This is a genomic window from Pseudomonas sp. GNP012 (genome assembly GCF_054343835.1).
Map to the genome: position 1 here is coordinate 2,896,984 of NZ_JBTGUU010000001.1, position 13,728 is coordinate 2,910,711.

At 60.0% G+C, this 13,728-nt stretch carries 12 protein-coding genes; 6 read left to right on the forward strand and 6 right to left on the reverse strand.

The window, feature by feature from the left end; genetic code table 11:
* Positions 1 to 146 precede the first annotated feature (146 nt).
* The gene (locus ACXX83_RS12875; RefSeq protein ID WP_015095576.1) at positions 147 to 884 is read left to right on the forward strand and encodes a hypothetical protein; all 738 of its coding nucleotides are present in this window, start codon (positions 147 to 149) and stop codon (positions 882 to 884) included.
* 33 nt (positions 885 to 917) lie between these two features.
* On the opposite strand, the gene ACXX83_RS12880 is transcribed toward ACXX83_RS12875, so the two are convergent.
* The 6 genes from ACXX83_RS12880 to ACXX83_RS12905 all read right to left on the reverse strand — a co-directional run bounded on the left by ACXX83_RS12880 (position 918) and on the right by ACXX83_RS12905 (position 8,021).
* Positions 918 to 1,721 (reverse strand): hypothetical protein, encoded by an 804-nt coding sequence (locus ACXX83_RS12880; protein WP_458548671.1) that lies wholly within the window; start codon positions 1,719 to 1,721, stop codon positions 918 to 920.
* 395 nt (positions 1,722 to 2,116) lie between these two features.
* Positions 2,117 to 2,593, reverse strand: coding sequence for a hypothetical protein (locus tag ACXX83_RS12885; protein WP_458548672.1), 477 nt, complete (start codon positions 2,591 to 2,593; stop codon positions 2,117 to 2,119).
* Positions 2,594 to 2,682: 89 nt separating this feature from the next.
* Complete coding sequence (locus ACXX83_RS12890) at positions 2,683 to 3,231, reverse strand: cupin domain-containing protein (protein WP_007975263.1); 549 nt, start codon at positions 3,229 to 3,231, stop codon at positions 2,683 to 2,685.
* Positions 3,232 to 3,594: 363 nt separating this feature from the next.
* Positions 3,595 to 4,893 (reverse strand): NAD(P)/FAD-dependent oxidoreductase, encoded by a 1,299-nt coding sequence (locus tag ACXX83_RS12895; protein ID WP_015095579.1) that lies wholly within the window; start codon positions 4,891 to 4,893, stop codon positions 3,595 to 3,597.
* Between the two features lie 52 nt (positions 4,894 to 4,945).
* Positions 4,946 to 6,436 carry an aldehyde dehydrogenase gene (locus tag ACXX83_RS12900; protein WP_217835518.1) on the reverse strand — a complete coding sequence of 497 codons (1,491 nt, stop codon included), beginning with the start codon at positions 6,434 to 6,436 and terminating at the stop codon, positions 4,946 to 4,948.
* A gap of 208 nt (positions 6,437 to 6,644) precedes the next feature.
* Positions 6,645 to 8,021, reverse strand: a complete 1,377-nt coding sequence (locus tag ACXX83_RS12905; RefSeq protein WP_007975260.1) for a glutamine synthetase family protein — start codon at positions 8,019 to 8,021, stop codon at positions 6,645 to 6,647.
* A 283-nt stretch (positions 8,022 to 8,304) separates the two neighbouring features.
* Between ACXX83_RS12905 and ACXX83_RS12910 the strand changes: the two genes are divergently transcribed.
* From ACXX83_RS12910 to ACXX83_RS12930, 5 genes are all read left to right on the forward strand, one after another.
* Positions 8,305 to 9,066 (forward strand): gamma-glutamyl-gamma-aminobutyrate hydrolase family protein, encoded by a 762-nt coding sequence (locus ACXX83_RS12910; RefSeq protein ID WP_458548673.1) that lies wholly within the window; start codon positions 8,305 to 8,307, stop codon positions 9,064 to 9,066.
* Between the two features lie 352 nt (positions 9,067 to 9,418).
* Complete coding sequence (gene potA / locus ACXX83_RS12915; RefSeq protein ID WP_095967786.1) at positions 9,419 to 10,561, forward strand: polyamine ABC transporter ATP-binding protein; 1,143 nt, start codon at positions 9,419 to 9,421, stop codon at positions 10,559 to 10,561.
* Entirely contained in the window at positions 10,558 to 11,472 is a 915-nt protein-coding gene (locus tag ACXX83_RS12920) for an ABC transporter permease subunit (protein WP_095967787.1), read from the forward strand. The genes potA and ACXX83_RS12920 overlap by 4 nt, the downstream gene beginning before the upstream one ends.
* The gene (locus ACXX83_RS12925) at positions 11,469 to 12,353 is read left to right on the forward strand and encodes an ABC transporter permease subunit (protein WP_015095584.1); all 885 of its coding nucleotides are present in this window, start codon (positions 11,469 to 11,471) and stop codon (positions 12,351 to 12,353) included. Before ACXX83_RS12920 ends, ACXX83_RS12925 begins: the two co-directional genes overlap by 4 nt.
* Positions 12,354 to 12,592: 239 nt before the next feature.
* Positions 12,593 to 13,690 (forward strand): polyamine ABC transporter substrate-binding protein, encoded by a 1,098-nt coding sequence (locus ACXX83_RS12930; RefSeq protein WP_458548674.1) that lies wholly within the window; start codon positions 12,593 to 12,595, stop codon positions 13,688 to 13,690.
* The last annotated feature ends 38 nt before the right edge of the window (positions 13,691 to 13,728 follow it).

Consider the following 13,728-nt stretch of genomic DNA (forward strand, 5'->3'; position numbering starts at 1 on the left):
CCTGATACAACCCCGATACCCGCTTGTAACACCAAGACACTTAGCCGCCCTGCCCCTCGACCCTAGAGTGACATCGTCAATGGACTGCAGCGCCAAGCGTCAGCAGCCATTGTTTGCCCAACACACCACCAAGGAAGAGGGAAACCATGAGCAAGTCAATCGCTGTCAGCCAACAGAGCCAGCAGCTTCACAATGATGTGCAAGAAGCCGTCAAGTCGATCATGGGTGCAACGCAACTGAAGGCGTCGGATTACGGCCGGGTACTGAGGTCGGCCCTGGCGGCTTCGCAAAAAACCGTCACCATCGAAATCGCCGCCGGCGACCTGACGCAGCTGAAGAAGTCCGGCTACAAGCTGTGCTTTGCCAAGAAGGTGGGTGACGCCGACTACAACGTGGTCTGGCAGTCCTATGACGCTTACCTGAGCAACAACGAGTTCAGCTGGACGCCTCAATATCAGCTGTTTGCGTCCAACTTGTTCAAGGCAAATGTGCAGGTCAAAGTCTCGACCAACATCGTCAATATCGGCCTGGGGCAAACATCGACACTCGATGAGCACGGTCTGCTGAGTTCGGCGGTTACCGGGGGGCCGAGCATTTCCATGACCTTTGTAAACGACTACGCCCCCATCCATCCGGGTATCAACCAGCTCTCTACCGGCATTGATGGCAATCAGGTCAGCACGCCCATTTACGTTGCGGTGGATCAGGTGGTCACCGGTGAAACCGTGCTGACGCCGGTGGAAACCATCCTCGTGTGGTTCGAACAGAACGTACAGACGAGCACCATGTTCAGTACCTCACGCTCCAAGGCGATCGAAATCGACCTGACGTTCGATAACACCGCAGGTCGCCTTTACGAAGGCGGTCAGTGGAAAACCGTGTAACCGTCATGCCAGGGCAACCTTGCGGTTGCCCTTTCACTTCTCTTTACCCGCCGTGGCGAAGTAGCCCGTCAGCGAGCGACAGATCGACTGCGCGAGGTCCTCCTGGGTGGCGATGCCATAGGGTCGGTCACGATCGAACTGCGCCGACCAGCGAATCCGCCCCTGCGCCACATCCACCAGGCGCAATGACGCGCGCACCCGCGAAGGCTCGACCCGCACGCTGCCTTCCAGGCAATAGCTGTAACGCCCGCCACGCTTGAAGTCCGGTACTGGCTCACTGTTGCGTGCCACCCGCATCAACACATGATTGGTCCGGGTCTGCGCCTGCTCGAACGACTCGAACAGTCGGCAACTCAACTCCTCGCACAAGCCTCGGGCAAAGTCATTACCATCGCGGGTGAGGCAGGTAAACGGCTGGATCTGGACCACAGGATGGCGAGTGCCGACGCCCTTGGGCCGCAGCCGCTGATAGGTCAAGCGATAACACCCGGGTGGAATGCTGAAGCGCACCGGGTCCTGCTGGCCGTTGCCGGCGTAATGCGCTGCGAGCTTGCGCCGCAAGCGCCCCACCTGCACCCGCACCACCGGATCGTCGCCGGTGCAATACACTGCCGGGTCACGACGAAACACCGCGATGCCGATCGCGTGTTCGGTCAGCGGCGTTTTACAAGCCTGAAGGTCGTGCTCGACCAGAAAGCGCAACAGACTGCCCATGCGCCTGGATTTGGCAAACAACGGGCTGACCAGCAACAGCGCCAGCACCCGCTCGATTTCTTCCCGATCGAGCGGCTCGGGAACCCCCGCCGCCGTCGAATCGGTCATGCTCATGATCACCATCGCCTGCCTCCGTGCAGGTTGCCGACAGGAATGGATGTCGCACTCCGTGATTACCCTCGCAGCGTGAGCAGGATCGGCGCTCGGGCACTGCAACGACCAAGCTTAGCAGCCGTGTTGATATCGGCAGGCAATTGCGATGGTAGCAACCCGCCATCCGACGAACGTTCAATCTTGACGTCCGAAAAACTTGTAGGACTTGCCCCTTTTTGGCGAGGGCGCTTGCTCCCGCCGGGCTGCGAAGCGGCCCTCATCCCTTGCGCCTTCTTGAGCCGAATTTTTCCGTCTCGGAACTTTCCTACAAGCTGATGTCGATATGATGGCGCGCAGTAGCAAATCATTCTGGATCGACCAGCGCCAGGCTGCTCCCTGGCCCCTCAAGGAAGTGTGTAATGAGACTAATCATTGCGATGTTGTTGATGCTGAGCGGGTACGCGTATGCCGGGTGCGAAAACATCAAAGACGATGACCAGCGCAACTATTGCAGGGCCCAGCAAAGTGGCAACGGATGCGAAAATATCAAAAACGACGACATGAGAAATGCTTGCCGGGCAGAGACAGGCGGCAGTGGTTGCGAAAATATCAAGGACGATGACCGACGTAATTATTGCCGGGCCAAGCAAAGTGGCAATGGTTGCGAAAATATCAAAAACGACGACATGAGAAATGCTTGCCGGGCGGAGACAGGCGGCGGCAGTGGTTGCGAAAATATCAAGGACGATGACCAGCGTAACTATTGCCGGGCCAAGCAAAGTGGCAATGGTTGCGAAAATATCCATAACGACGACCTGCGCAACCAGTGCAGGTCCGTGACGCCATGAAAGAGCGGCGTCAAAACGCTCAATCAAGCCTAATTGCGTGATCTTTGGGCACATAAATAATCCGATGCCTGATTGGGCATCGGATTATTTATCAACCACGTCTATGCTGTTTCAGCCAGCAGCCGAATCAGGCCTCATCGTAATCAGAAGTTCGCCGGCGTATTCGCGCTGATAATCTCCGCCTCATCCGCCCCGATATTGCGAAACCTGTGCGGTAAGGTCGTCGGGAAGTAATAGCCATCCCCGGCGTTCAGCACACTCACCTGGCCATCCACGGTCAACTCAACCGTACCCCGTGTCACCAGCCCGCACTCCTCGCCTTCGGAATGCACGATCGGCTCTTCGCCGGAGCTTGCGCCCGGTGCGTATTGCTCGCGCAGCAGGCGCATCTGCCGGCTCGGTACGGACGCGCCGATCAGCAGCAGGCGCAGGCCGTGGCGGCCGAGGTCGGGCTGTTCGTTGGCGCGGAAGACGTACTGGTGTTCGCGCGGTGGCTGATCGAAGGTGAAGAAGTCGGCCAGGGACATGGGGATGCCCTCCAGCAATTTCTTCAGGGAGCTGACGGAGGGACTGACCCGATTCTGTTCGATCAGGGAGATGGTTGCATTGGTGACGCCGCTACGCCGGGCCAGCTCGCGCTGGGACAGTTTGTAGCTTTCGCGTACTAATTTGAGTCGTGAGCCCGTGTCCATGACAGCCTTATGTGCCAACCCGCTTTCGCGAGCAAGCTCGCTCCTACAGGGATAATGGATGGGTGGAGTACAGGCGCGGATCACGCCGTTTTCCGGTCCCGGAAACGTGAAAGGCGGCTATTAAATCACGTTTGTTGGTAATGCTCAGCAGGTTCGATAAACGGGTGGAAAAATAGCCATTTGCCATGAAGTTGCACAACCTGTGGGAGCGGGCTTGCTCGCGAAAGCGGTGTGTCAGGCGACATCTGTTTTGGCTGATATGGCCTCTTCGCGAGCAAGCCCGCTCCCACAGGGGACCGCGGTATTTCCGGGATTAAAAAAACCGGCGGCACCTTTAGGGAGATGCCGCCGGCGAGGTAAAGCTTAGATGCCGAAACGGTCGCGCAGCGAGTAGTACACGGCGCCCAAGGCGGTCAGTGGTGCCGAGAAGGTGCGCCCGCCGATCATCGGCATGTGCGGCAAGGAGGCAAACGCGTCGAAACGTTCGGCGTCGCCACGGATCATTTCCGAGATCAGTTTGCCGGCCAGGTGCGAACAGGTCACGCCGTGGCCGCTGTAGCCCTGCATGTAGTAGGCGTTTTTCTCGATACGGCCGAATTGCGGCATGCGCGACATGGTCAGCAGGAAGTTGCCGGTCCAGCGGTAGTCGATCTTCACGTCCTTCAATTGCGGGAAGGTCTTGAGGATTTTCGGGCGGATCAGTTGCTCGATGTCATTCGGTTCGCGCGCACCGTAGACCACGCCACCGCCGTACAGCAGGCGGTTGTCCGCGGTCAGGCGGTAGTAGTCGAGCAGGTAGTTGCAGTCTTCGACGCAGTAGTTGTTCTTGATCAGGCTGCGGGCCTGCTTTTCCGACAACGGCTCGGTGACGACGATTTGCGAACCGCACGGCATGCTCTTGCTGGTCACGCGGTTGTCCAGGCCTTGCGGCAGGTAGGCGTTACCCGCGATCAGCAGGTACTTGGCCTTCACCACGCCCTTGGCAGTGCGCACGGTGATCGGCTCGCCGTAGGTGATTTCCACCGCCGCCGATTGCTCGTAGATCTTGCCGCCCAGGCCGATGATTGCCGAGGCTTCACCGAGGGCCAGGTTCAGCGGGTGAATGTGGCCGCCCTGCATGTCCAGCAGGCCGCCGACGTAGGCATCGGAACCCACTTCGCGCTTGATGTCGGCTTCGCCAAGCAGTGTCAGGTTCTTGTTGCCGTAGCGCTCCCAGCTTTTCTTCTGCTCGGCCAGGCCCTTGAGTTGCTTCTTGTTCATCGCCGCGAAGATGCCGCCGGGACGGTAATCGCACTGGATGTCGTAGTGCTGTATGCGCTGACGAATGATGTCGGCGCCTTCGAAAATCATGCTGCCGAGCACTTCGGCGGTCTTGTCGCCGTAGCGCTCTTCGATGACATCGACGTCGCGGCTATAGGAGTTGACCAGTTGGCCGCCGTTGCGACCACTGGCGCCGAAGCCGACTTTGGCCGCTTCGAGCACGGTCACGCTGTAGCCCGCTTCGGCGAGGAACAGTGCCGAGGACAGGCCGGTGTAGCCGGCGCCGATCACGCAGACGTCACAGTCCACCGCCCCTTCCAGCACCGGGAAATCGCCGGTGAAGTTGCGGGTGGCGGCGTAGTAGCTGTTTACATGCTGTTGATTGCTAGAGCTGTGTTTCATAAATTTCTCCGATGGCCGCCGCAGGTTGCCGGCGACCGCCGCTTTATTGTTGTTAGAGCTTGATCCAGGTCGCTTTGAGCTCGGTGTACTTGTCGAACGCGTGCAGCGATTTGTCCCGACCGTTACCCGACTGCTTGTACCCGCCGAACGGCGCGGTCATGTCGCCGCCGTCGTACTGGTTGACCCAGACGCTGCCAGCACGCAGGCCACGGGCGAAGGTGTGGGCCTTGCTCAGGTTGCGGGTCCAGACGCCGGCGGCCAGACCGAAGATGCTGTCGTTGGCAATCGCCAGGGCTTCTTCAGCAGTGTCGAAGGTGATGACCGACAGCACCGGGCCGAAGATCTCTTCCCGGGCGATGGTCATGGCGTTGGTCACGCCGTCGAAAATCGTCGGCTGCACGTACTGGCCACCGGTGTCTTCGAGGGTGCGGCTGCCGCCGGCGATCAGTTCGGCGCCCTGCTCCTTGCCGATGGCGATGTAGCGCAGCACGTTGTCCAGTTGGCGCTGGTCGACGACCGCGCCAACGGTGGTCGCAGGATCGAGTGCGTGGCCCGGCTTCCAGGCTTGCAAGGCTTCCACCAACAATGGAATGAACTGCTCGCGAATCGAACGCTCCACCAGCAGGCGCGAACCGGCGGTGCAGACTTCGCCCTGGTTGAAGGCGATGGCGCTGGCCGCTGCCTGTGCTGCCGCGCGCAGATCCGGTGCATCGGCGAACACCACGTTCGCGCTCTTGCCCCCGGCTTCGGCCCAGACGCGTTTCATGTTGCTTTGCCCGGCGTAGATCATCAGCTGCTTGGCAATCGCCGTGGAGCCAGTGAAGGCCAGCACGTCGACATCCATGTGCAACGCCAGCGCCTTGCCCACGGTGTGGCCGTAGCCCGGCAGGACGTTGAACACGCCTTTCGGGATGCCGGCATCGAGTGCCAGCTGCGCGATGCGGATCGCGGTCAGCGGCGACTTTTCCGAAGGCTTGAGGATGAACGAATTGCCCATCGCCAGGGCCGGGGCGAATTTCCAGCTGGCCATGATCAGCGGGAAGTTCCACGGCACGATGGCCGCGACCACACCGGCCGCTTCGCGCGTCACCAGGCCCAACTGATCGTGGGGCGTGGCGGCGACTTCGTCGTAGATCTTGTCGATGGCTTCGGCGGTCCAGCGGATCGCATTGGCGGTCGCCGGAATGTCGATGCTCATGGAATCGCTGATCGGCTTGCCCATGTCGAGGGTTTCGAGCAGGGCCAGTTCTTCCTGGTTCGCCAGGATCAGGTCGGCGAAACGGATCAGGATGCGCTTGCGCTCGGCCGGGGCCAGGTTGGCCCACACACCGGATTCGAAGGTGCGGCGTGCGACAGTGACTGCCGCATTGGCGTCGGCTTCGTCGGTGCTGGCGACGTTCGCCAGGAAGCGGCCGTCCACGGGGCTGATGCATTCGAACGTGGCGCCACTGGCGGCCGCGCAGTATTGGCCGTCAATGAAGGCACGACCTTCGATTGTTAGGGACTGGAAGCGTTGCTCCCAATCGCTGCGAGTGTTTGTCATGGTTGTGACTCGATAAGTGATCGTCGGACTGATGCCATTCGGTCATGGATCAGATTGCCGCAGTACCTGTGGGAGCGAGCTTGCTCGCGATAGCGGTGCAACAGTCACTATTAATGTTGAATGTGACGGCCTCATCGCGAGCAAGCTCGCTCCCACAGGGGACTGGTGGTGTCACAGACTCTGTGTACACCACCCATCCACGAGGCCGTTAAACGGTGTGCAAGTACCAGTTGTACTCAAGGTCGGAGATGGAGTTCTCGAACTCGGCCAGCTCGCTTTCCTTGCACGCCACGAACACGTCGATGTACATCGGGTCGATGTAGCGCGCCATGACTTCGCTGTCGTCCAGCTCGCGCAGGGCGTCGCGCAGATTGTTCGGCAGGCTCTGCTCGTTCTGCTCGTAGCTGTTGCCTTCCACCGGGGCGCCCGGCTCGATCTGGTTGGTCAGGCCGTGGTGCACGCCGGCCAATACCGAGGCCATCAGCAGGTACGGGTTGGCGTCGGCACCGGCCACGCGGTGTTCGATGCGCACGGCGTCCTTCGAGCCGGTCGGTACGCGCACGGCCACGGTGCGGTTGTCGATGCCCCAGCTCGGCGAGTTCGGTACATAGAACTGCGCGCCAAAACGACGGTACGAGTTGACGTTCGGGCAGAGGAACGCCATCTGCGCCGGCAGGGTCTCGAGCACACCGCCGATCGCGTGACGCAGCGCGGCGTTCTGCTCGGGATCCTCGCTGGCAAAGATGTTGTTGCCTTCTTTGTCGAGAATCGAAATGTGCACGTGCAGACCGTTGCCCGCCTGGCCCGGATACGGCTTGGCCATGAAGGTGGTGTCCATCTCGTGGTCGTAGGCGATGTTCTTCACCAGACGCTTGAGCAGGACCGCGTAGTCGCAGGCCTTGATCGGATCAGCCACGTGATGCAGGTTGACTTCGAATTGCGCCGGGGCGCTTTCCTTGACGATCGCGTCAGCCGGGATGCCCTGCTCTTTCGCGCCTTCGAGGATGTCTTGCAGGCAATCGACGTATTCGTCGAGGTCGTCGATCAGGTACACCTGGGTCGACATCGGACGCTTGCCGGAAACCGGCGAACGCGGCGATTGCGGACGACCGTTCACGTTGTCCTGGTCGATCAGGTAGAACTCCAGTTCGAACGCGGCGCAGATGGTCAGGCCCATGTCGTCGAACTTGCGCACGACATTGGCCAGCACTTCACGCGGGTCGGCGAAGAATGGCTCGCCTTCGAGTTCGTGCATGGTCATCAGCAGTTGCGCAGTCGGGCGCTTCTGCCAGGGTTCGATGCTCAGGGTGCCCGGGATTGGGTAGCAGATCCGGTCGGAGTCGCCGATGTCCAGACCCAGGCCGGTGCTTTCCACCGTGGAGCCATTGATGTCCAGAGCGAACAGAGACGCCGGCAGGTTGATGCCTTTCTCGTAAACCTTATGAAGACTGGTGCGCTCGATGCGCTTGCCGCGCACCACACCGTTCATATCCGCAATCAGAAGGTCGACGTACAAAACCTCAGGATATTTCTTAAGGAATGCGTTTGCTTCGTTGAGTTGAACGGTACGCAGAGGGACCGACATGATGCACCTATTTTTTACTGTTAATTATTATGTTCACCGCCCTTTCACGAGCCCAGTCAATCCGAAAGGCAAAGTGAAGTCAATAGCGAACACCTGGCCTTTCAACGTTTATTTTCGGGCCTCTCAGAAGGAAGAGAGTGCCAGATACGCCCTCAAACACGCGTAAATCCTGAAGATCGGACGTTCGGCGTTTAGAATTTTTTACATGGGAGTTGTTAATTAAAATCAACAAGGCTAAGCTCCAGAAAAGCTCGTTCAAGTGTGAAACTTCGAGGTGATAAAAATGGCATTCAAGCCATTGATCGGCGTTACTGCGTGCGTCAAACAGATTGGCCTGCACCCCTACCACATCAGCGGCGACAAGTACTTGCGTGCTGTCAGCGTTGCGGCGCTGGGGCTGCCTGTCGTTATTCCTTCCTTGGGCGACCTGACCGAAATCGATGACCTGCTACCGCAGCTCGACGGTCTGTTGCTGACCGGCTCGCCGTCGAACGTGGAACCCTTCCACTATCAAGGCCCCGACAGCGCCCCCGGCACGGAACACGATCCGCAACGGGACCGCACCACCCTGCCACTGATCCGCGCAGCCATCGCTGCCGGCGTTCCGGTGCTCGGCATCTGCCGCGGCTTCCAGGAAATGAACGTGGCGTTCGGTGGCAGCCTGCATCAGAAAGTCCATGAACTTCCAGGCTTCCTCGACCACCGCGAGGCCAACCACCCGGACCTGGCTGTGCAATACGCTGCGGCCCATGCGGTGAATGTGCAGCCCGGTGGTGTGTTCGAAGCGCTGGACCTGCCACCGGTGTTCCAGGTTAATTCGATTCACAGCCAGGGCATCGACCGCCTCGCGCCCGGCCTGCGCGCCGAAGCCGTCGCACCCGATGGCCTGATCGAAGCGATCTCGGTCGAGCACAGCCAGGCCTTCGCCCTCGGCGTGCAATGGCACCCGGAATGGCAGGTTCTGAACAACCCGCCTTACTTGAGTATTTTCCAGGCGTTCGGCGAAGCCTGCCGGCAACGGGCGGCGCTGCGTCACTCGCGCTGACGAACTGATACCCACATTCAACGATTAACTGCCCAACGCGAGCGGGCAGGCGCCTTTGCGTGCCCCGTTCGCGAAAACAACACACTGCAATAACAACAAGTACTACCAGGCAGCCAGGACGGCGGCGCCGAATTAACCCGGAGCGGGAAACGCAATCCCCTGTAGGAGCGAGCCTGCTCGCGATGGATGTCCGGACACCGCGGGCATTCAGACTGCCAGCGTCATCGTTGGCGACCATCGCGAGCAGGCTCGCTCCTACAAGGGATCAGCGCGGACCGGCTTCACGGGTTTGCAATCCACTATTAAGCCGGGCCGTGTTGGCCTGGCGACTGAAACCTGTTGGGAGTTTCACATGGCAAACGCCTCCAGCATTTACAGGAAGGCTATTGAAGGTCACCAGGCACCGAAAAAGGTCCTGGTGAAAGTCGATCGCGTCACCAAGAAATTCGACGAAACCACCGCAGTGGACGATGTGTCCCTGGAAATCCACCAGGGTGAAATCTTCGCCCTGCTCGGCGGTTCCGGCTCCGGCAAATCGACCCTGCTGCGCATGCTCGCCGGTTTCGAGCGCCCGACCGAAGGCCGGATTCTGCTCGACGGTGTCGACATCACCGACATGCCGCCGTACGAACGACCGATCAACATGATGTTCCAGTCCTACGCCTTGTTCCCGCACATGACGGTGGCGCAGAACATCGCCTTCGGCCTCAAGCAGGACCGTTTGCCAGCGGCCGAGATCGAAGCCCGGGTGCAGGAGATGCTGCGCCTGGTACACATGACCCAGTACGCAAAGCGCAAGCCGCACCAACTGTCCGGAGGCCAGCGTCAGCGCGTGGCCCTGGCCCGTTCCCTGGCCAAGCGTCCGAAGCTGCTGCTGCTCGACGAACCGATGGGCGCCCTGGATAAAAAGCTGCGCTCGCAAATGCAGCTGGAGCTGGTAGAGATCATCGAGCGCGTGGGCGTGACCTGCGTGATGGTGACCCACGACCAGGAAGAGGCCATGACCATGGCCCAGCGCATCGCGATCATGCACCTGGGCTGGATCGCCCAGATCGGCAGCCCGGTCGACATCTATGAAGCACCGGTCAGCCGTATGGTCTGCGAATTCATCGGCAACGTGAACGCTTTCGAAGGCACCGTGGTGGAAGACCTGGAAGGTCACGCGATCATCCACAGCCCGGACCTGGAACAGAAGATCTACGTCGGTCACGGCGTCAGCACCTCAGTGCAAGACAAGTCGATCACCTACGCGATCCGCCCGGAAAAAATGCTGGTCAGCACCGTCAAGCCGGACAACCGCTACAACTGGTCCAGCGGCAAGGTGCATGACATCGCCTACCTGGGCGGGCACTCGGTGTTCTACGTCGAGCTGCCTGGCGGCAAGATCGTCCAGTCGTTCATGGCCAACGCCGAACGCCGTGGTGCACGTCCGACCTGGGACGATCAGGTCTACGTGTGGTGGGAAGACGACAGCGGCGTGGTACTGCGCGCATGAAAACCTTCAATCAGCAATTCCTCAGGTGGGTCCCCAGCGGGCGCAAGTTCGTCATCGGGATTCCGTTCATCTGGCTGTTCCTGTTCTTCATGCTGCCGTTCTTCCTGGTGATGAAGATCAGCTTCTCGGAAGCGGCCCTGGCCATTCCGCCCTACTCGGAGATCTACACCTTCGCCGAGCAGAAATTCCAGCTGTTGCTCAACATCGGCAACTACACCTTGCTGGGCCAGGACGAACTGTACCTCTCGGCTTATCTCGGTTCGTTGAAGGTCGCGCTGTTCAGCACCCTGATGTGCCTGGTGATCGGTTTCCCGATGGCCTACGCCATCACCAAGGCCAGCAAGGAAGCGCAGAACGTGCTGATGCTGCTGATCATGATGCCGACCTGGACCGCGATCCTGATCCGCGTGTATGCGTGGATGGGCATCCTGAGCAACAACGGCCTGCTCAACGGGTTCCTGATGTGGACCGGGCTGACGTCGCAGCCGATCGAGATCCTCAACACCAACATGGCTGTTTACATCGGCGTGGTGTATGCGTACCTGCCGTTCATGGTGCTGCCGCTGTACGCCAACCTGGTCAAGCACGACCAGAGCCTGCTGGAAGCCGCGTCGGACCTGGGTTCGAGCACCTTCAACAGCTTCTGGAAAATCACCGTGCCGCTGGCCAAGAACGGCATCATCGCCGGCTGCATGCTGGTGTTCATTCCGGTGGTCGGTGAGTTCGTGATTCCGGAACTGCTGGGCGGTCCGGAAACCCTGATGATCGGCCGTGTGTTGTGGCAAGAGTTCTTCAACAACCGCGACTGGCCGGTGGCGTCTGCCCTGGCGGTGGTGATGCTGTTGATCCTGATTGTGCCGATTCTGCTGTTCAACCGCAGCCAGGCCAAAGAGATGGAGGCACGGGGATGAAACGCTTCGGATTTTCAAAGTTCATGCTGATTTTCGGCCTGTCGTTTATCTACCTGCCGATGCTGATCCTGGTGATCTACTCGTTCAACGCCTCGAAGCTGGTGACGGTGTGGGGTGGCTGGTCGTTCAAGTGGTACGCCGGTTTGCTCGACAACTCGCAACTGATGGGTTCGGTAGTGCGCTCGCTGGAGATCGCCTGCTACACCGCTATCGCAGCAGTGGCACTCGGGACGTTGGCCGCGTTCGTGCTGACCCGCGTTACCCGCTTCAAGGGTCGCACCCTGTTCGGCGGCCTGGTTACCGCGCCGCTGGTAATGCCTGAGGTGATCACCGGTCTGTCGCTGTTGCTGCTGTTCGTAGCCATGGCGCAGTTGATCGGCTGGCCGATGGAACGCGGCATCGTGACGATCTGGATCGCCCACACCACGTTTTGTGCCGCTTATGTTGCGGTAGTAGTCTCCGCCCGCCTTCGCGAGCTCGACCTGTCCATCGAGGAAGCGGCCATGGACCTGGGGGCGAAACCGTTCAAGGTGTTTTTCCTGATCACCATCCCGATGATCGCGCCGTCACTGGCGGCCGGCGGCATGATGTCGTTCGCCCTGTCGCTGGATGACCTGGTGCTGGCGAGCTTCGTCTCCGGCCCGGGTTCCACGACCCTGCCGATGGAAGTGTTCTCGGCGGTACGTCTGGGGGTCAAGCCCGAGATCAACGCCGTGGCCAGCCTGATCCTGTTGGCCGTGTCGATCGTGACCTTCATGGTCTGGTACTTCAGCCGCCGTGCCGAAGCCACCCGCAAACGCGCGATCCAGGAAGCCATGGACCAGACCGCCAGCGAATCCTGGCAACAACCGAAGAAGCAGATGGCGGCGGCCACCGCCTAAGCCGCTGCTGAATTAACTGTGGCGAGGGGGCTTTTGTGGCGAGGGGGCTTGCCCCCGTTGGGTCGCGAAGCGGCCCCAAAACCGGAAACCGCGGTGTTTCAGTTTCACCGCACTCGCTGGTTTTACGACTGCTGCGCAGCCGAACGGGGGCAAGCCCCCTCGCCACAAAAGCCCCCTCGCCACAGGTTTTGTGTTCACTGTTTTGTGATCTTGAATAAAAAAGAAATGGAGTTGTACCGATGAAAATGTTTGGCAGGACTCTGCTGACACTGTCCTTATTGGGCGCGATCGCCACTGGCGCCCAGGCCAATGACAAGGTTCTGCGCGTCTACAACTGGTCGGATTACATTGGCCCGGACACCGTCAAGAAGTTCGAAGACGAGACCGGCATCCAGGTGACCTACGATGTGTTCGACAGCAACGAAACCCTCGAAGCTCGCCTGCTGGCGGGCAAATCCGGCTACGACATCGTCGTGCCGTCCAACAGTTTCCTGGCCAAGCAGATCAAGGCCGGCGTCTACCAGACGCTGGACAAATCGAAGCTGCCGAACTGGAACAACCTCAATCCGGTGCTGCTGAAAAACGCCTCCGCGAGCGATCCCGACAACGCTCACGCAATCCCGTACATGTGGGGCTCGATCGGCATCGGCTTCAACCCGGCCAAGGTCAAGGAAGTGCTCGGCGCCAACGCCCCGACCAACTCCTGGGACCTGCTGTTCAAACCGGAAAACGCCGAGAAGCTCAAGGCCTGCGGCATCAGCTTCCTCGACTCGCCGACCGAAATGATCCCGACCGCCCTGCACTATCTGGGCTACCCGGTGAACGATCAGGATAAACAGCACATCGCCCAAGCCCAGGCGCTGTTCATGAAAATTCGCCCGAACGTGGCGTACTTCCATTCGTCGAAATACATCTCGGACCTGGCCAACGGCAACATCTGCGTGGCCGTCGGTTACTCCGGCGACGTGCTGCAGGCCAAGGCCCGCGCCCAGGAAGCCGGGGACAAGGTGAAGATCGACTACAGCATCCCGAAAGAAGGCGCCGCCAGTTTCTACGACATGCTCGCGATGCCGCGCGATGCCGCCAACGTCGAGAACGCGTACCTATTCATGAACTTCCTGATGCGCCCCGACGTGATCGCCGACATCACCAACAACATCGGCTACAGCAACGCCAACGCGGCGGCCACGCCACTGGTCGATGAAGCGATCCGCAACGAACCAGGTTCCTACCCGTCGGAAGCGGTGATGGCCACGCTCTATGCCGTACCGGACCAGCCGATCGCCACCCAGCGGATCATGACCCGAGGCTGGACCAAGGTGAAACTCGGCCAGTAACCCACCCGCTTTTGTAGGAGCTGCCGCAGGCTGCGATC

Bases quoted from the DNA above. Each gene is read 5' to 3' on its own strand.
- ACXX83_RS12875 (WP_015095576.1), top strand. From the start codon at position 147: ATGAGCAAGTCAATCGCTGTCAGCCAACAGAGCCAGCAGCTTCACAAT.
- ACXX83_RS12880 (WP_458548671.1), bottom strand. From the start codon at position 1,721: ATGGTGATCATGAGCATGACCGATTCGACGGCGGCGGGGGTTCCCGAG.
- ACXX83_RS12885 (WP_458548672.1), bottom strand. From the start codon at position 2,593: ATGTGCCCAAAGATCACGCAATTAGGCTTGATTGAGCGTTTTGACGCC.
- ACXX83_RS12890 (WP_007975263.1), bottom strand. From the start codon at position 3,231: ATGGACACGGGCTCACGACTCAAATTAGTACGCGAAAGCTACAAACTG.
- ACXX83_RS12895 (WP_015095579.1), bottom strand. From the start codon at position 4,893: ATGAAACACAGCTCTAGCAATCAACAGCATGTAAACAGCTACTACGCC.
- ACXX83_RS12900 (WP_217835518.1), bottom strand. From the start codon at position 6,436: ATGACAAACACTCGCAGCGATTGGGAGCAACGCTTCCAGTCCCTAACA.
- ACXX83_RS12905 (WP_007975260.1), bottom strand. From the start codon at position 8,021: ATGTCGGTCCCTCTGCGTACCGTTCAACTCAACGAAGCAAACGCATTC.
- ACXX83_RS12910 (WP_458548673.1), top strand. From the start codon at position 8,305: ATGGCATTCAAGCCATTGATCGGCGTTACTGCGTGCGTCAAACAGATT.
- potA (WP_095967786.1), top strand. From the start codon at position 9,419: ATGGCAAACGCCTCCAGCATTTACAGGAAGGCTATTGAAGGTCACCAG.
- ACXX83_RS12920 (WP_095967787.1), top strand. From the start codon at position 10,558: ATGAAAACCTTCAATCAGCAATTCCTCAGGTGGGTCCCCAGCGGGCGC.
- ACXX83_RS12925 (WP_015095584.1), top strand. From the start codon at position 11,469: ATGAAACGCTTCGGATTTTCAAAGTTCATGCTGATTTTCGGCCTGTCG.
- ACXX83_RS12930 (WP_458548674.1), top strand. From the start codon at position 12,593: ATGAAAATGTTTGGCAGGACTCTGCTGACACTGTCCTTATTGGGCGCG.